We start from the raw sequence: 17334 nt of genomic DNA, 5'->3' as shown, positions 1-17334 counted from the left end.
GAGGAATCATGTCGGTCAACAGATCCGCAACCACACTCGTCGACGTACCGCGAGGACTCGCCGGAGTCGTCGTCACCGACACCGAGGTCGGGGACGTCCGGGGGCGCGAGGGGTTCTATCACTACCGCCAGTACTCGGCCGTCGAGCTCGCGCAGACCCGCTGCTTCGAGGACGTCTGGCATCTCCTGTTCCAGGGCGAACTGCCGGACGCCGGACAGGCCGTGACGTTCCGCGCCGAGACCGCGGCACTGCGGCGACTGCCGGACGAGGTGCGGGCGGCGCTGCCCGCGATCGCGGCGGCGAGCGGAGGGTCGGGCCCCCTCGCCGGTATGCGCACGGCCTTGTCGCTGCTCGGTGCGGCGAAGGGATTCGGGCCGGTGTACGACATCGGCCCGGACGAGCGACGGCGGGACACGCTCGCGGCGGCCGCGGCGGTGCCGACGCTGCTCACCGCTTTGCACCGGCTGGGTGAGGGGCTCGAGCCGGTGGAGCCACGTGAGGATCTCTCGTACGCGGCGAACTACCTCTACATGTTGACGGGCGCGGAACCGGAGCCGCAGCGGGTCCGGGCGATCGAGCAGTACTTGATCTCGACCATTGATCATGGCTTCAATGCATCAACCTTTACGGCGCGGGTCATCGCGTCGACAGGGGCGGACGTGGTGGCGTGTCTGGTGGGGGCCGTCGGCGCCTTGTCCGGGCCGCTGCACGGGGGAGCGCCGAGCCGGGCCCTCGACACTCTGGACGCGATCGGCACGCCCGACCGTATCGACCACTGGATCCGTGAGCGTGTACTCGCCGGCGAACGGATCATGGGCTTCGGTCACGCGATCTACCGCACGGAGGACCCGCGTTCGCGGATGCTCCGGGAGGTCGCCCAACGGTTCGGCGGGCCCCGAGTGGACTTCGCCGTCGAGGTGGAACGCCATGTCGAGGCGATCCTCGCCGAACTGAAGCCGGGGCGGGAACTGCACACCAACGTGGAGTTCTACGCGGGCGTGGTCATGGAGCTGTGCGGGCTGCCCCGCGAGATGTTCACGCCTACGTTCGCGGCGGCGCGGGTGGTGGGGTGGAGCGCCAACGTCCTGGAGCAGGCGGCGGACTCGAAGATCATTCGGCCGGTGGCGCGGTATGTGGGGGTGGAGGCGCCGGTGGCGGTGCCGGTGATGGCCTAGAGGTGAATGAGGCCCGGTGCCGTTCTGGCGCCGGGCTCACTAAGGATGGCTGAGCAATGGTTCGGGTGTCAGTGTTGCTCGAACAGCCGAGCCGCTCCTCGGTCGGGCGCGGTCGGGGGCGGGTCGGGGAACGAAGCGGGGTGGGATCGTTGCCCGGGAAAGTGTCAGGCTTCCGGAATGTCGTCCTTGGCGCGAACCAGGGTTTCCCGGCTCACGATGACGATCCGCTCGTAGTCGGCGCGGGAGGCATCGGCAGGAAGCAGAGTGTCGAGCTCTGCGGTGGCTTCGGTTCCGATGACCGCGAAGTTGCCGTCGCTGAGCTCGAAGATGTCCGGGCAGGACTCGCCGGACATGCTGCCGCGCTCACGTGGGGAGGCGCCGATACGGCGCACGATTTTCAAGGGGATCCGATCCTCAGGCCTCGATGTTGCTCAGATGTTTCCGTGTTGCTGGAGTGATTCAAGAGGTCGGACCTTACCGGAACGATACCACTCGGTCAGCCGCCTGTGTCGGCCAACTGGCCGCATGGGGCAGGCCGTTGGCCGCAGTTCAGGCCCCATCAGGCGGCGTGAGATTCACCCTGGAAGTTCACCCCGGAGGCTCACCCACTACCCACCACTCGTCCGTGTCGCTCTCATCCAGATCGCGAATGAGGGAGTCCACCATCCTGCCGACACGCCCTTCTTCCGAGTCGTTCCGGAGGCTCGCTCGGTGAGGGCGTGTGGCCTCCCAATACGAGCGGAAGACAGTGTTCCGGACCAAAATGCGAAGGTGGCTACGCAACTCGTCCAGGTCGGCGATTCCGATGCGGTAGCCGAAGACGGCGTTGACGTACAAGGCGTTCGCGAAGAGGTACTGCCGCCGCTCCCCAGAGGACGTGGTTTCGATCGTGCTCATCACGGCCGCCAGTTGTGGATCGTCTATGGCCTTGTCGAGCAGGCGTAACTGGAGACGCTGGTAATCCGTAAGTCGGGCACGCTGGATCTCCAGCCGCTGTGCACGTGAGGCGTGAGCCTCTTGCCAGTGCTGGTAGGCGGCGGCAATGGTGAGAGCCCCTGCGGCGAAAGCAGCCCCTGCCGCTGCGGCGGAGCCCAGCCCTCGTATCCCAGACTTCTGTGTGGCCATGTCAATCCCCGATTCAAACGGCCGTCCGCCGGTCGTCGGGGTGCGGGTCGACTGATGGGGACCGGCGAGCGGTGGGCGGCGCTTGCCGTCTCCCAGGGTGCCGAGCGGCTCTGATCGGCGGGGGAGGCGGAGAGGAGGCGCACGGAGGGAAGTGAGGGTCGCACGAACCGGCGCCTTGCCCAACGTCTGCCCCGCCAGTGCTGCTAACAATCGTTCACTTCGCGGTGATTATTCCGGCTCGTATCCTGGTCCGGCATTCAAAGCTCGTACGTGCGCCGGGACCGCGATCCGGTGCACGCAGCAGCGCGAAAGAGGTCGTACGTTGAGTCAGCCGAGCGTGAGCCCCCGGCAGATCCCGGTCGTCGTGCTCGCCGGATTCCTGGGGTCCGGCAAGACCACGCTCCTCAATCACCTCCTGCACCGCAGCGGCGGCAGCCGTATCGGAGCCATCGTCAACGACTTCGGTGCCATCGAGATCGACGCCATGGCCGTCGCCGGCGCGCTCGGCGACTCCACCGTCTCCCTCGGGAACGGCTGCCTGTGCTGTGCGGTCGATGTCGGCGAACTCGACCAGTACCTTTCCCGGCTCGCCCACCCCGACACCGGAATCGACGTCATCGTCATCGAGGCCAGCGGTCTCGCCGAGCCGCAGGAACTCGTCCGCACGGTGCTCGCCAGCGAGGAGACGCACATCGTCTACGGCGGCCTCGTCGAGGTCGTCGACGCCGCCGAGTTCGACGACACCCGCGCCCGGCACCCCGAGCTCGACCGGCATCTCGCACTCGCCGACCTCGTCGTGGTCAACAAGCTCGACCGGGCGGCCCCCCAGGACGCCGAGCGGGTTCTGGCGGTCGTCCGGTCCCTCGTCGACCGCGCCGCCGTCGTCCCGGCCACCTACGGCCGTATTGACCCCGAGTTCCTCTTCGACTGCCGGCCCAGCGAGGAGCGCATCGGACAGCTCTCCTTCGACGACCTGCACGACCACGACGACGACCCGGACAGCGACCAGGCCAACCACGACCACGCGGGGCATCTGCACTCCGCCTACGACAGCCTGTCCTTCACCTCGGACACCCCCCTCGACCCACGCCGGCTCATGGGCTTCCTCGACAGCCGCCCCGAAGGCCTCTATCGGATCAAGGGATACGTCGACTTCGGGCCGTACGACGTCCGCAACCGTTACGCCGTCCATGCCGTGGGGCGGTTTCTGCGGTTCTACCCGGAGGCATGGGCACCCGGCGACGCCCGTCTCACCCAGCTCGTCCTCATCGGCTCCGGCATCGACGTACCCGCCCTCAGCAAGGATCTGGAGGCGTGCAGGGCGCACACGACAGACGCCCCGCACGCCGACGAGGCCGGCATGTGGGGCGTCCTGCGTTACGTACAGGGCACCGAAGAGGACCCTGAGGAACCGGCCTAGACCGGCCCCGCCACCACCGACACCGTCTTCGCCAGCGACACGCCCGAGCCGTCACGGCGCGGGTCGATCTCCGGGAGGTCGGCCGGCGTGCCGTTCTTCTGGGCGGCGCGGGCCGGGACGGCGCCCGCCCAGGCCAGGGACAGGCAGTCCTCGCCCTTCAGGAACCGCTGGCAGCGGACACCGCCGGTGGCGCGGCCCTTGCGCGGGTACTGGTCGAACGGCGTGAGCTTGGCCGTCGTCTGGACCGAGTCGTCGAGCGTGCCGCGCGAGCCCGCGACCGTGAAGACGACCGCGTCCACCGCCGGGTCCACCGCGGTGAAGGAGATGACCTTGGCGCCCTCGGTGAGTTTGATGCCCGTCATACCGCCCGCCGGACGGCCCTGCGGACGGACCTGCGAGGCCTGGTAGCGCAGGAGCTGGGCGTCGTCGGTGATGAAGACCAGGTCCTCGTCGCCGGTGCGCAGTTCCACCGCGCCGACGATCCGGTCACCCTCCTTGAGCGTGATGACCTCCAACTCGTCCTTGTTGGACGGGTAGTCGGGGACCACGCGCTTGACGACACCCTGTTCGGTGCCGAGCGCCAGACCGGGCGAGGACTCGTCCAGCGTGGTGAGGCAGATCAGCGTCTCGCCGTCCTCCAGGGAGAGGAACTCCGACAGCGGGGCGCCGCCCGCGAGGTTGGGGGCCGACGCGGTGTCCGGGAGCTGCGGCAGGTCGATGACGTTCAGCCGCAGCAGGCGGCCGGACGAGGTGACCGCGCCGATCTCGCCCCGCGCGGTGGCCGGCACTGCCGAGACGATCACGTCGTGTTTGGTACGCCTGGCGTCGGCGTCCTCCGGGAACGGCTCGCTGTTCGCCGTGCGGGCCAGCAGGCCCGTCGAGGACAGCAGCACCCGGCACGGGTCGTCCGCGACCTGCAGGGGAACCGCGGCCGCCGGAGCGTTCGCCCCCGACTCCAGCAGGACCGTACGCCGCTCGGTGCCGAACTTCTTGGCCACCGCGGCCAGTTCGGTGGAGACCAGCTTGCGCAGCTCGGCGTCCGACTCCAGGATCCGGGTCAGCTCCGCGATCTCCGCGTTGAGCCGGTCCTGCTCCGACTCCAGCTCGATGCGGTCGAACCGGGTGAGCCGCCGCAGGGGCGTGTCCAGGATGTACTGGGTCTGGATCTCGCTCAGCGAGAACCGCTCGATCAGGTGCTCCTTGGCCTGCGCGGAGTTGTCGCTTGAGCGGATGATGCGGATGACCTCGTCGATGTCGACCAGGGCGGTGAGCAAGCCCTCGACCAGGTGCAGCCGGTCGCGGCGCTTGGTGCGCCGGAACTCGCTGCGGCGGCGCACCACTTCGAAGCGGTGGTCGAGGTAGACCTCCAGGAGTTCCTTGAGGCCCAGGGTGAGGGGCTGTCCGTCGACCAGCGCCACGTTGTTGACGCCGAAGGACTCCTCCATCGGCGTCAGCTTGTAGAGCTGCTCCAGGACCGCCTCCGGCACGAAGCCGTTCTTGATCTCGATGACCAGGCGCAGGCCGTGCGCGCGGTCGGTCAGGTCCTTGACATCGGCGATGCCCTGGAGCTTCTTCGAGCCGACCAGGTCCTTGATCTTGGCGATCACCTTCTCTGGGCCGACCGTGAAGGGCAGTTCGGTGACGACGAGGCCCTTGCGGCGCGCGGTCACCGTATCCACCGCGACCGTCGCGCGGATCTTGAAGGTGCCGCGGCCCGTCTCGTAGGCGTCCCGGATGCCGGAGAGGCCCACGATCCGGCCGCCGGTGGGCAGGTCGGGGCCCGGGATGTGCCGCATCAGGGCGTCCAGATCCGCGTCCGGGTAGCGGATCAGGTGGCGGGCGGCCGAGATGACCTCGGTGAGGTTGTGCGGCGCCATGTTGGTGGCCATGCCGACCGCGATGCCCGAGGAGCCGTTGACCAGGAGGTTCGGGAAGGCGGCTGGCAGGGCCACCGGCTCCTGCTCCTGGCCGTCGTAGTTGGGCGCGAAGTCGACCGTGTCTTCGTCGATCGACTCGGTCATCAGGCTCGCCGCCGCGGCGGCCTGCCGGCACTCGGTGTACCGCATGGCGGCGGGCGGGTCGTCATTGCCGAGCGAGCCGAAGTTGCCGTGGCCGTCGACCAGCGGGAGCCGCATGGAGAACGGCTGGGCCATGCGCACCAGGGCGTCGTAGATGGCCGAGTCGTTGTGCGGGTGCAACTTACCCATGACCTCGCCGACCACGCGCGCGCACTTCACGTAGCCGCGGTCGGGGCGCAGCCCCATCTCGTTCATCAGGTGGACGATGCGGCGATGCACCGGCTTGAGGCCGTCGCGGGCGTCGGGGAGCGCGCGGGAGTAGATGACCGAGTACGCGTACTCGAGGAAGGAGCCCTTCATCTCGTCCACGACGTCGATGTCGAGGATCCGCTCCTCGTACGAGTCGTCGGGCGGCGGGGTCTTCGTGCTGCGGCGGGCCATCGCTGCCGGCTCCTCTTTTCTGGTCGCTCGCCTACGGGTCGCTCACGTCGGCCCTTCGGCTCACTCTTGCTGAAGCGTGAACAGGTTCTGACGCGGACCATTGTGGACCGCGGCACTGACAGTCCGGGCCAGGGCCCGGCTGAGCCGCACGGCCCGGCGACCGCACAGCGTGCTGCTCACGGTTGCCCGCAGGCTACGCGATCCGCTGTGGGCTTACGCGCTGCGGGAACTTCACCGGGGGGCCGCACGCTTGCATACAGTGGCGGGAACGGCAGCAAAACCGCGGTTTCAAGGACCGCGACCGCGATCGAAGGGACGTACATGCCCATGGGTCACACGGCCACAGACAAGGCAGGCACCGGGGGCCTGACAGTGACCGAGCACCGCCTGGCCAACGGGCTGCGCGTGGTGCTCTCCGAGGACCACCTGACCCCGGTCGCGGCGGTGTGCCTCTGGTACGACGTCGGTTCGCGCCACGAGGTCAAGGGGCGTACCGGCCTGGCTCACCTCTTCGAGCACCTGATGTTCCAGGGCTCCAAGCAGGTCCACGGCAACGGGCACTTCGAGCTCGTCCAGGGCGCCGGCGGCTCGCTCAACGGCACCACCAGTTTCGAGCGCACCAACTACTTCGAGACCATGCCGGCCCACCAGCTGGAGCTCGCCCTCTGGCTGGAGGCCGACCGCATGGGCTCGCTGCTGGCCGCCCTCGACGACGAGTCGATGGAGAACCAGCGCGACGTCGTCAAGAACGAGCGCCGGCAGCGCTACGACAACGTCCCGTACGGCACCGCGTTCGAGAAGCTGACCGCGCTCGCCTACCCGGAGGGCCACCCGTACCACCACACGCCGATCGGCTCGATGGCCGACCTGGACGCGGCCACCCTGGAGGACGCGCGCGCGTTCTTCCGGACGTACTACGCCCCCAACAACGCCGTCCTGTCCGTCGTCGGCGACATCGACCCGGAGCAGACGCTCGCCTGGGTCGAGAAGTACTTCGGCTCCATCCCCTCGCACGACGGCAAGTCCGCTCCGCGTGACGGCTCGCTCCCCGAGATCATCGGCGAGCAGCTGCGCGAGGTCGTCGAGGAGGAGGTCCCCGCGCGCGCGCTGATGGCCGCCTACCGGCTGCCGCACGACGGCACCCGCGAGGCCGACGCGGCCGACCTGGCGCTCACCGTCCTCGGCGGCGGCGAGTCGTCCCGCCTCTACAACCGTCTCGTACGGCGCGACCGTACGGCCGTCGCGGCGGGCTTCGGACTGCTGCGCCTGGCGGGTGCGCCCTCCCTGGGCTGGCTCGACGTGAAGACGTCCGGGGACGTCGAGGTGCCGGTCATCGAGGCCGCCATCGACGAGGAGCTCGCCCGGTTCGCCGAGGAGGGCCCGACCGCCGAGGAGATGGAGCGCGCCCAGGCCCAGTTGGAGCGCGAGTGGCTGGACCGGCTCGGCACCGTCGCGGGCCGCGCCGACGAACTGTGCCGCTACGCCGTCCTGTTCGGCGACCCGCAGCTCGCCCTCACCGCCGTGGAGCGCGTCCTGGAGGTGAGCGCCGAGGACGTCCAGAAGGTAGCCAAGGCCAAGCTGCGCCCCGACAACCGGGCGGTGCTCGTGTACGAACCCACCACTGCCGAAGCCCCCGCCGACCAGGACGAGAACGAGGAGGCGGCCCAGTGAGCGAGCTCGCCGCGATGGACTTCCACCCCCAGCCCCAGGCGGGCGACGCCAGGCCGTGGGCCTTTCCGGCCCCCACGCGCGGGACGCTCGACAACGGCCTGACGGTCCTGCGCTGCCACCGCCCCGGCCAGCAGGTCGTCGCCGTCGAGGTGCTCCTGGACGCTCCTCTGGAGGCCGAACCGGCCGGCCTCGACGGTGTCGGCACGATCATGGCGCGCGCCTTCTCGGAGGGCACCGACAAGCACTCCGCCGAGGAGTTCGCCGCCGAACTGGAGCGATGCGGCGCCACCCTCGACGCGCACGCCGACCACCCGGGCGTCCGGCTGAGCCTCGAAGTGCCGGCCTCCCGCCTCGCCAAGGCGCTCGGTCTGCTGGCCGACGCCCTGAGGGCACCCGCCTTCGCGGACAGCGAGATCGAACGGCTCGTCAACAACCGCCTGGACGAGATCCCGCACGAGCTCGCCAACCCGTCCCGCCGCGCAGCCAAGGAGCTCTCCCGGGAACTGTTCCCGGCGGACTCGCGCATGTCCCGCCCGCGCCAGGGCACCGAGGAGACGGTCGAGAACATCGACTCCGCGGCGGTGCGCGGGTTCTACGAGAAGCACGTACGGCCAGCCACCGCGACCGCCGTGGTCGTCGGCGACCTCACCGGCATCGATCTGGACGAGCTGCTCGGCGACACCCTCGGCTCCTGGACCGGCTCCACGGCCCAGCCGCGCCCCATGCCGCCGGTGACCGCCGACGACACCGGCCGGGTCGTCATCGTGGACCGCCCCGGCGCCGTCCAGACGCAGCTGCTGATCGGCCGTATCGGCGCCGACCGGCACGCGCGCGTGTGGCCCGCGCAGGTGCTCGGCACATACTGCCTCGGCGGCACTCTCACCTCCCGGCTGGACCGTGTCCTGCGCGAGGAGAAGGGCTACACCTACGGCGTGCGGTCGTTCGGGCAGGTCCTCAGGTCCGCCCCGGACGGCTCGGGCGCCGCGATGCTCGCCATCAGCGGCTCCGTCGACACCCCGAACACCGGTCCCGCCCTTGAGGACCTGTGGACCGTGCTGCGCACGCTCGCGGAGGGCGGCCTCACCGACGCCGAGCGGGACGTCGCCGTACAGAACCTCGTCGGCGTGGCGCCGCTCAAGTTCGAGACGGCGGCGGCCGTGGCGGGCACCCTGGCCGACCAGGTCGAGCAGCACCTGCCGGACGACTACCAGGCGACCCTGTACCAGCAGCTCGCCGCGACGGGCACCGTCGAGGCCACCGCGGCCGTCGTGAATGCGTTCCCGGTGGACCGTCTGGTGACGATCCTGGTCGGCGACGCGGCCGCGATCAAGGAGCCCGTGGCGGCCCTCGGCATCGGCGAGGTCAAGGTCGTGTCGGCCGAGTAGAGGGGCCGGCAGAGCAGGCGCCGCACAGGGGCCCTGGTGACGGAAGCGTCACCAGGGCCCTTAGATGTCCGAATTGGGCAGGAGGTTGCCTGTCTTGCCTGTGGGATGCGCTACAAAAACCGTGATCGGTTTGGGGATTGAAAGTCGGCCCGCTTAGCGTCATCCCGGCTGTTCGTCAGGCACTGCGCCGCGTCCGCGGCACCGGACAGTCATCGCCGAGTCCCCGCATGGCGCGAGCCAGGGGAGCCGGGGACCCACATGCGTTGTCCCTGGGGTGAATCGGACGCCCGCGCGCGCTGCGAGGGGGTCCGTAGGAGACCTTCCTGCTCCGAACCCGTCAGCTAACCCGGTAGGCGAGAAGGAAGGAAAGGACCACCCACTACATGGCGTTCACCTGCGCCGCCGGGAAGCACCGTCGTCCCAGCCGGATGAAGCGCACCACCGCCAATGCGGCGGGCGTCGCGGCCCTCGCCACCACCGGCGTCATCGGCACCCTCGCCGCTCCGGCGCTCGCCGCCGGGAACTCCGTCGAGCAGACCGGGCTCATGCCCGTCGTCAGCGTCGGCGACTCCCTCGCCGATCAGCTCGACGCCCAGGCCGCTGCCCAACAGCAGGCCGCCGAGCGGAAGAAGGCGGCGGCGGAGGCCAAGAGGAAGGCCGAGGCACGGGCCAAGGAGGAGCGCGAGGCCAAAGAGCGCGCCGCCCGCGCGGCCGAGCGCAAGCGCCTCAACAGCTTCGTCACCCCGATCTCCGGCTCCTACATCTCCACCGGCTACAAGACCGGCGGCTCCCTGTGGTCCTCCGGCAGCCACACCGGCGTCGACTTCCACGCCGCGAGCGGCACCTCCGTCCACGCGGTCGGCCGCGGCACCGTCGTGGAGACCGGCTGGGGCGGCTCGTACGGCAACGAGATCGTGATCAGGATGGCCGACGGCACGTACACCCAGTACGGCCACCTGTCGTCCATCGGCGTCTCGGTCGGCCAGTCGGTCACCCCCGGCCAGCAGATCGGCCTGTCCGGCGCGACCGGCAACGTCACCGGGCCGCACCTGCACTTCGAGGCCCGCACCACCGCCGAGTACGGCTCGGACATCGACCCCGTCGCCTATCTGCGCTCGCACGGCGTGAGTGTCTGACGACGTACCGCGAGATCTTCTTCGGCCCCGGCTCCTCCGAGCCGGGGTTTCCGCGTTTACAGTGCCCCGCTGTCCAAAAAATATCCCTGGATTCCGGTCCGCCGTCGGAAATTCCCGCTCATTGCAATAGAGTCACTGAACACACGTCAATCGGCGACGTTTCAAGGGGACTAAGACGGAGGTCGGACATGCGTATTCCGGCGCACTCGGTATGCACGGCTATCCGGGACGACATCGTCGCCGGTGTCTACGAGCGCGGCAGCCGACTCACCGAGGAACTGCTCGCCCGCCGCTACGGCGTCTCCCGCGTCCCCGTCCGGGAGGCCCTGCGCACACTGGAGGCCGAGGGCTTCGTGGTGACGCGACGCCACGCGGGCGCGTGCGTGGCCGAACCGACCGACCAGGAGGGCGCCGACCTCCTGGAGATGCGCATGCTGCTGGTGCCGCTCGGCGCCTCCCGGGCCGCCCAGCGGCGCACCGAGGCCCATCTGAAGGTGCTGCGCGGCCTGGTCCGGCTGGGTCAGGAGCGGGCCAGGCAAGGCAACAGCGAGGATCTGCGCTCCCTTGGGGGCTGGTTCCACGAGACGCTCGCCCAGGCCTCCGGCAGCCCTGCCATGACCTCGATGCTGACCCAGCTCCGGCACAAGATCGCCTGGATGTACGTGGTGGAGGCGCCCGCCAACCCGGTGGAGTCCTGGGCGGAGCACGGCGCGATCGTGGACGCGGTGGCGCGCGGGGACGGTGAGCGCGCGCGGGCTATCACGGCGCTGCATACCGAGCGTATGTCTGCCGCGCACCGGCTGCGGTTCTCCTCTGGCGGCGACCGCGGGGAGCGGGTGAGGAATTCGCAACATGGCGTAAACATGCCGAGCCTGCGGAATTAACGCGGGCGCCGTATAGCAAAGAAAAAGTACTTTGAGGGGCCATTATTTTTGCTGCCTGTACGGGGAAGGGTGAAGGGCTCGCCCGGCAATTCGGGCGAGCCCTTCAGGACGTGTGGCAGGCATCTTCTGGCACGCAGCTGCAAGTTTTGATCGTTGAGGTGTCTGTGCAGTTCAATGGGGATGGCTGCGGGATGGGGAGAGCCTCCGCGATCATGATCGCTTGTGAAGGCGGAGTGGAGAATGCGGTGGCCGTGTAGGCCGCGATAGCCGGACAGGAGTGGCGCCGGCGTTCGGGCGCTGATGGCCGAGATGGCCGAGATGGCCGAGATGGCCGCAGGGCTGACACAAGATCCGGGAATGAGGTGTTTCCGCAGGTGAGCGGTCCGTGACATGGAAAGACTGAAGACGGAAGGTCCGTAGGTGCCCGTAGGCGCAGGGCGACGTGGCAGGTCACCCCGCTCAACGGAGCTTCGGTCTCCCATTCCCTTGCCAGAGCGTCTAGTTGATATTGACGGCGCCACATGGTCACGTCTAGACTCTCGGGTATCGCTGAGTTGTCGTTCATAGGTTTAGCTCCATTAGTGACTGGAGAGATGCGCTAGATGACTGGCTTAGAGACTAGGTTTCCCAAGTACGAACTGATCTCGTCCGGCAAGAGTAGAGACCCCATTCCAGGGCTCCGCGAGTTACGCGAGAAAACCCCGATTGCCTGGGTTCCGGTTATCGACGCGGCACTTCTCACTCGGCATGCCGATATCGTCCGAGTGCTGAAAGACCACCGCATGGCTCCGGCGAACCTGACCCAGGGCATCCGGTTGCTCAGCCCCGAACAGCAAGAGGAATTGAGGCCGCTGAGCACCGCCGTCGGGAAGTGGATGGGGCACACCGTTCCCGCAGATCATCAGCGGTTCATCGGCCTGCTGAAACGCTTCTTCACCCCGGCCATGATCGACCGGATGCGGCCGCGGGTGCGTCAGCTGTCGCATGAACTGCTGGATGTGGTGGAGCCGACTGGCCGGATGGACATCGTCTCCGACGTCGCGTACCCGCTGCCCGCGTGCGTCATCGCTGAGATGCTCGGCGTGCCCATGGATAACAGGGCGCAACTGCTCGCCTGGTCGGCCGACATCGGGGCGATCGCCGAAATCGTCAGCTATGACCGGCTCATGGAGTGCCAGCGGAGCCTGCTGGCGATGCAGGACTTCGTCCTGGAGGTCGTCAAGGAGCGCCGGGCGGAGCCCAAGGACGATCTGATCAGCAGGTTCGTCGCCGCCGAACGCGAGGGCCTCGTGAGCGAGGCGGAGATCCTCTCCAACTGCGTGATGTTGCTCTTCTCCGGGCACGAGACCACCGGCGGACTGATCACCAGTGGCCTGGTCCAGCTCTTCGATCACCCTGATCAGCTGGAGCTGCTGAAGTCCGATCCTGACCTGATGCCGGGTGCGGTAGAGGAGATGCTCCGACTCGCCGGTCCGGCTTCGGTGATCACACGGTCCAGCACCGAGCCTGTCGAGGTGGCTGGTCATCAATTCGAAGCAGGGCAGCAGTTCCTCCTGGCGCTGATGGCGGCAAACCGCGATCCGAGGGTATTCGAGGACCCGGATCGATTCGATGCCACCCGGCGTCCGAACGACCATCTCGCTTTCGCTACCGGCATGTTCTACTGCCTTGGCGCGGCGCTTGCACGGATGGAGGCGGATGAATTCTTCAGGATTCTATTGGACCGCTTCCCTGACCTCAGCCCCGGATATGAAACTCCTGACTGGCAGCCGGTGCTGCTCATCAGTCGGCGCTTGAAGACGCTTCCCGTCAATCTGCGGGGTGTCGACGGAAGTGGCGTCGCCGATGAGTGACGCCGATCGGATAGCGGCCCTGTTAAAGGACCGCGCTGCCGACCAGGTAACAAAGTTCAGCCCTTCGCCGTACGAGACCGGACAGTTTCTGCGGATATCCGAGCGTGCGGACGTGGGCACACCGCAGATCGACTACTTGCTCGCGACGCAGCGACCGGACGGCCTGTGGGGGTCGGTCGGGTTCGAACTCGTACCGACGCTGGGCGCGGTGGCGGGTCTGTCCTCCCGACCGGAATACGCCGACCGGGCCGGAGTGACGGACGCTGTGGCGCGGGCCTGTGAAAAGCTCTGGGAGCTGGCACTCGGTGAGGGCGGGCTGCCGCCGCTGCCCGACACCGTGGCATCCGAGATCATCGTGCCCAGCCTGATCGATTTGCTGAGTGATGTGCTGCAGCGCCACCGCCCGGCTGCAGGTGGCAAGGCCGGGCACGAGCAGGAGTTTCCCAGTCCGCCGGGCGCGAAGCCTGAGCTGTGGCGACAGTTGGCCGACCGGATCGCCCGAGGGCAGGCCATCCCGAAGACGGCATGGCACACACTCGAGGCGTTCCACCCGCTGGCGAAACAGTTCGCGGCGACGGTAACGCCTGCCGCTGACGGTGCGGTGGCGTGTTCTCCGTCATCCACAGCGGCCTGGATGTCGGCTGTGGGGACGGACGCCGGGGCATCGACTCTTGCCTATCTCGATGAAGCACAGAGACGCTACGGCGGAGCGATCCCGATGGGAAGTTCCATGCCGTACTTCGAGGCGCTCTGGGTACTCAATCTGGTGCTCAAATACTTCCCGGATGTGCCGATCCCCAGGGAACTCATCGAAGAGATTGCGGCCGGGTTCAGCGATTCGGGTATCGGTGGCGGGCCGGGTCTGCCGCCTGACGGAGATGACACGGCTTATGCCAACCTCGCCGGCGACAAGCTCGGCGCCCCCACTCACCCGGAAATCCTGATGAAATTCTGGGCCGAGGACCACTTCGTTTCGTATCCGACGGAGCAGACATCCTCGGAGACCGTGAACGCACACGCCCTCGAATATCTCAATCATATCAGGATACGCCATGGCATCACGGAATACGGTGCCATCGAGGATGCATGCGCCGAGTGGGTTATCTACCAGCAGACCGAGGACGGCTGCTGGTATGATAAATGGAATGTCTCGCCGTACTACTCCACGGCGGCATGCGTGGAAGCCCTGCTCGATGCCCGGAAGCAGGATGAGCCGCAGCTGGATTCGCTGCGTCGCGCGAGGGAATGGCTGCTTCGACATCAGACGGATTCGGGCGGCTGGGGAATGGCGGAGCCGTCACCCGAAGAAACCGCCTATGCGGTGATGGCGCTCGACCTGTTCGCGAGCCATGGCAGCAAGGGTGCCGAGGAGTGTGCGGCAGCGATATCCAGGGCCAAGGACTTTCTCAAGGACGAGTCCAGGGAGAATCCTCCGCTGTGGATGGGCAAGGACCTGTACGCACCTTCCCGGATCGTCGAAGTGACGGTGATGTGCGGTCGTGCCGTCGTGAGCAGGTACTGATGCCCGACGCGATCGAGTTCCAGTACGAAGGCCGGCGGAATCCGAATTCGGCGGAAGCCGAATCGGCCTACAGCTCCATCATTGCTGCGCTCGAGCTCCAGGAATCCGACCGCGCCGTGATTTCCGGGCACGCGAGGATCGTGGGAGCCGCGGCGCTGGTCTATCCCGATACGGATGCCGAAACCTTGCTGGCGGCTTCGCTGTGGACAGCCTGTCTCATCGTCAACGACGACCGGTGGGACTACGTCCAGGAGGGCGGCGGGCGGCTGACTCCAGGCGAGTGGTTCGACGGAGTCACCGAGGTCGTGGACACCTGGCGAACTGCCGGGCCCCGTCTGCCGGACCCCTTCTTCGAGTTGGTACGGACAACGATGTTCCGGCTCGACTCAGCGCTCGGCGCGGAAGCCGCAGACGAGATCGGCCACGAAATCAAGCGCGCCATCACAGCAATGAAGTGGGAAGGGGTATGGAACGAATACACTAAGAAGACGTCCTTGGCGACGTATCTGAGCTTCCGCCGCGGCTACTGCACGATGGACGTCCAGGTCGTTCTCGATAAGTGGATCAACGGCGGCCGCAGTTTCGCAGCGCTGCGTGACCACCCCATCCGGCGAGCGATCGACGATGTTGTGGTGCGGTTCGGCTGTTTGTCGAACGACTACTACTCGTGGGGCCGGGAGAAGAAGGCGGTCGACAAGTCGAATGCGGTGCGGATCCTGATGGACCACGCTGGCTACGACGAGAGCACCGCGCTGGCCCACGTTCGCGAGGACTGCGTGCAGGCGATCACCGACCTGGACTGCATCGAGGAATCCATCAAGCGCAGCGGCCATCTTGGCAGCCATGCACAGGAGTTGCTCGACTACCTCGCATGCCATCGACCGCTGATTTACGCAGCGGCGACCTGGCCGACGGAGACAGACCGCTACCGCTGAGCAGCAAATTGCGCCATCGACCCCCCCAAAGAAGGCCGTCTCTCCTCACCCTCGGGTGTACATGAAGGGAAACCTCCTAGCGATGAGCACTGCTACCTCTCCCAGCACCACCGGCGCCGTCACCACCCCCAGAACCGCAACGACTCCGGGCAGGCATCCCGGCCTGGCCCCGGGTGGCGTTCCGGTGCTCGGGCATCTGCCGATGATCCTGCGGTCCCGTTTCGAGTTCATCGAAACAGTGCGCAACGCAGGCCCGGTGACGCGTGTCAAGCTGGGCCCGAAGACCGCGTACTTTGTCAACGACTACGACCTGCTCGCACAGATCCTGGTGAGTGACGCGGACAAGTTTGTGCGCGGCATTCATTTCAAGAAGATGCGGAACATGGTCGGAAACGGTGTGGTCACGACCTCCGGTGACCTGCACCGGCGGCAACGACGGATCATGCTCCCGTCGTTCAGCCAGCGCCGGCTGGCTATGCATCTCCCCGTGATGCGGAAGATCATGTCCGAATTCGTCGCGTCGGTGCCTGAAGGGCAGCCCTATGACCTGATGGGGCCGGTCATGGGAGTCGGCTGCGACATCGTGACCTCGACCATGCTCGGCGAGAAGACCCCGCCGGAGGTCCTGCGACTCGTACGCGAGGCCGTCCCGGTCTTCGTCGAGAACGCTGCGATCCAGGCCGTCGACGTGACCGGCATCTACAAGCACCTGCCGACGAAGTCGAACCGGGACTTCGAAAGGTTGCTCAGCGCCTTCAACGAGTACATGTACTCGGTCATCGACGACAAGGTCCGTAACGGAGCCGGCGAGGAAGCCGGTCTCCTGGACATGCTGATCAACGCCACCGACCCGGAAACCGGCGAGAAGTTCGACCGGACCGAGGTCCGTGACCAGGCTGCAACGATCCTGCTGGCGTCGACGGAGACGACGGCGAACACCATCAGCTGGGCCTGCTATGAACTGGCCCGGCACCCAAGGATCTTCGCCGAATGCCGGGCGGAGATCGACTCGCTCGTCAAGGATCGTGACTGGACGGACATAGAGATCGGTCGGCACGATTTGCCGGCGCTCAAGCGGGTGCTGTTCGAGGCGCTGCGCATGTACCCGTCCTCGTATCTCCTCTCGCGGCAGGCGTCGGTGGACACGACGCTGGGTGGCTATGCCATACCGAAGGATGCCGCGATTCTGTACTCGCACTACGGACAGCAGCGGGACGAGCGGAACTTCCCGCACGGCGACGAGTTCGACCCTGACCGCTGGCTGGACAAGGACGGTGCCGAGGTCACTGCGCCCGCGTTCATGCCGTTCGGGTTCGGCGCGTACCGCTGCCTCGGTGAAAGCGTGGCGGTGCTGGAGGCGACCTACTGCCTGGCTATGATGATCCACCAGTGGGACTTCGCGCTCAACGACCACTCAGCGCCGAAGATGAACGCCACGATCACGCTCTCCCCGAAGGACCTGGAGTTCCTGTTCACCAAGCGGACGGAGAGCGGGGCGCACGATGAGTGACCTCGAGTTGCGGGTGGACCGCGACATGTGTGTGGGCTCCGGACAGTGCCTGATCTCTGCCGCCGACTACTTCGGGCAGGACATCGAGGGGTACGTGGAACTGCTGCCGGACGCCCCGACGGCCGATCTCGCCACAAACGAAGAAGTGCAGGAAGCGGTCGAGAAGTGCCCCTCCGGGGCGTTGTCCTGGCATCGCCCGGACTAGCACGACCTGGATCTGAAGTCCGGCCGGCCCGGGTTCGACGCCGGGCCGGCCGGA

Annotated in this window: 14 protein-coding genes and 1 riboswitch; of the genes, 11 read left to right on the top strand and 3 right to left on the bottom strand. The window is 67.4% G+C overall.

The genetic code is table 11. The features are described from left to right. Positions 1–8: 8 nt before the first annotated feature. Positions 9–1175, top strand: a complete 1167-nt coding sequence (locus ACZ39I_RS38660) for a citrate synthase/methylcitrate synthase (RefSeq protein ID WP_467249975.1) — start codon at positions 9–11, stop codon at positions 1173–1175. A 164-nt stretch (positions 1176–1339) separates the two neighbouring features. Here ACZ39I_RS38660 and ACZ39I_RS38655 read toward each other — a convergent pair whose 3' ends face one another. Next, positions 1340–1576 carry a hypothetical protein gene (locus ACZ39I_RS38655; protein ID WP_467249973.1) on the bottom strand — a complete coding sequence of 79 codons (237 nt, stop codon included), beginning with the start codon at positions 1574–1576 and terminating at the stop codon, positions 1340–1342. A 187-nt stretch (positions 1577–1763) separates the two neighbouring features. After that, on the bottom strand, positions 1764–2300 hold the full coding sequence (locus tag ACZ39I_RS38650) for a DUF6082 family protein (RefSeq protein WP_467249971.1): 537 nt from the start codon (positions 2298–2300) through the stop codon (positions 1764–1766). Positions 2301–2622: 322 nt separating this feature from the next. Between ACZ39I_RS38650 and ACZ39I_RS38645 the strand changes: the two genes are divergently transcribed. Then, positions 2623–3720 (top strand): CobW family GTP-binding protein, encoded by a 1098-nt coding sequence (locus tag ACZ39I_RS38645; protein WP_467249969.1) that lies wholly within the window; start codon positions 2623–2625, stop codon positions 3718–3720. On the opposite strand, the gene ACZ39I_RS38640 is transcribed toward ACZ39I_RS38645, so the two are convergent. Beyond that, complete coding sequence (locus ACZ39I_RS38640) at positions 3717–6179, bottom strand: DNA gyrase/topoisomerase IV subunit A (RefSeq protein WP_467249967.1); 2463 nt, start codon at positions 6177–6179, stop codon at positions 3717–3719. The two genes, ACZ39I_RS38645 and ACZ39I_RS38640, sit on opposite strands and share 4 nt — an antisense overlap. A 327-nt stretch (positions 6180–6506) precedes the next feature. On the opposite strand from ACZ39I_RS38640, the gene ACZ39I_RS38635 reads away from it, so the two are divergent. The 9 genes from ACZ39I_RS38635 to ACZ39I_RS38595 all read left to right on the top strand — a co-directional run bounded on the left by ACZ39I_RS38635 (position 6507) and on the right by ACZ39I_RS38595 (position 17280). Further along, complete coding sequence (locus tag ACZ39I_RS38635; RefSeq protein ID WP_467250110.1) at positions 6507–7850, top strand: M16 family metallopeptidase; 1344 nt, start codon at positions 6507–6509, stop codon at positions 7848–7850. Next, entirely contained in the window at positions 7847–9235 is a 1389-nt protein-coding gene (locus ACZ39I_RS38630; RefSeq protein ID WP_467249965.1) for a M16 family metallopeptidase, read from the top strand. Before ACZ39I_RS38635 ends, ACZ39I_RS38630 begins: the two co-directional genes overlap by 4 nt. Before the next feature lie 203 nt (positions 9236–9438). Further along, a riboswitch (cyclic di-AMP (ydaO/yuaA leader) is annotated at positions 9439–9605 on the top strand. 13 nt (positions 9606–9618) lie between these two features. After that, on the top strand, positions 9619–10371 hold the full coding sequence (locus tag ACZ39I_RS38625) for a M23 family metallopeptidase (protein WP_467249963.1): 753 nt from the start codon (positions 9619–9621) through the stop codon (positions 10369–10371). A 188-nt stretch (positions 10372–10559) separates the two neighbouring features. Further along, positions 10560–11255 (top strand): GntR family transcriptional regulator, encoded by a 696-nt coding sequence (locus ACZ39I_RS38620; protein ID WP_467249961.1) that lies wholly within the window; start codon positions 10560–10562, stop codon positions 11253–11255. A 602-nt stretch (positions 11256–11857) separates the two neighbouring features. After that, positions 11858–13108, top strand: coding sequence for a cytochrome P450 (locus ACZ39I_RS38615; RefSeq protein ID WP_467249959.1), 1251 nt, complete (start codon positions 11858–11860; stop codon positions 13106–13108). After that, positions 13077–14630, top strand: a complete 1554-nt coding sequence (locus ACZ39I_RS38610; RefSeq protein ID WP_467249957.1) for a hypothetical protein — start codon at positions 13077–13079, stop codon at positions 14628–14630. Before ACZ39I_RS38615 ends, ACZ39I_RS38610 begins: the two co-directional genes overlap by 32 nt. Then, positions 14630–15565 (top strand): terpentetriene synthase, encoded by a 936-nt coding sequence (gene cyc2 / locus ACZ39I_RS38605; RefSeq protein ID WP_467249955.1) that lies wholly within the window; start codon positions 14630–14632, stop codon positions 15563–15565. Before ACZ39I_RS38610 ends, cyc2 begins: the two co-directional genes overlap by 1 nt. 82 nt (positions 15566–15647) lie before the next feature. Then, positions 15648–17075 carry a cytochrome P450 gene (locus tag ACZ39I_RS38600; RefSeq protein ID WP_467249953.1) on the top strand — a complete coding sequence of 476 codons (1428 nt, stop codon included), beginning with the start codon at positions 15648–15650 and terminating at the stop codon, positions 17073–17075. Beyond that, entirely contained in the window at positions 17068–17280 is a 213-nt protein-coding gene (locus ACZ39I_RS38595; RefSeq protein ID WP_467249951.1) for a ferredoxin, read from the top strand. Before ACZ39I_RS38600 ends, ACZ39I_RS38595 begins: the two co-directional genes overlap by 8 nt. Positions 17281–17334: the final 54 nt, after the last annotated feature.

This window comes from Streptomyces sp. NPDC024687 (assembly GCF_055559055.1).
The sequence above is the reverse complement of the archived record's forward strand: the minus strand, read 5'-3'. Positions and strand labels throughout refer to the sequence as shown.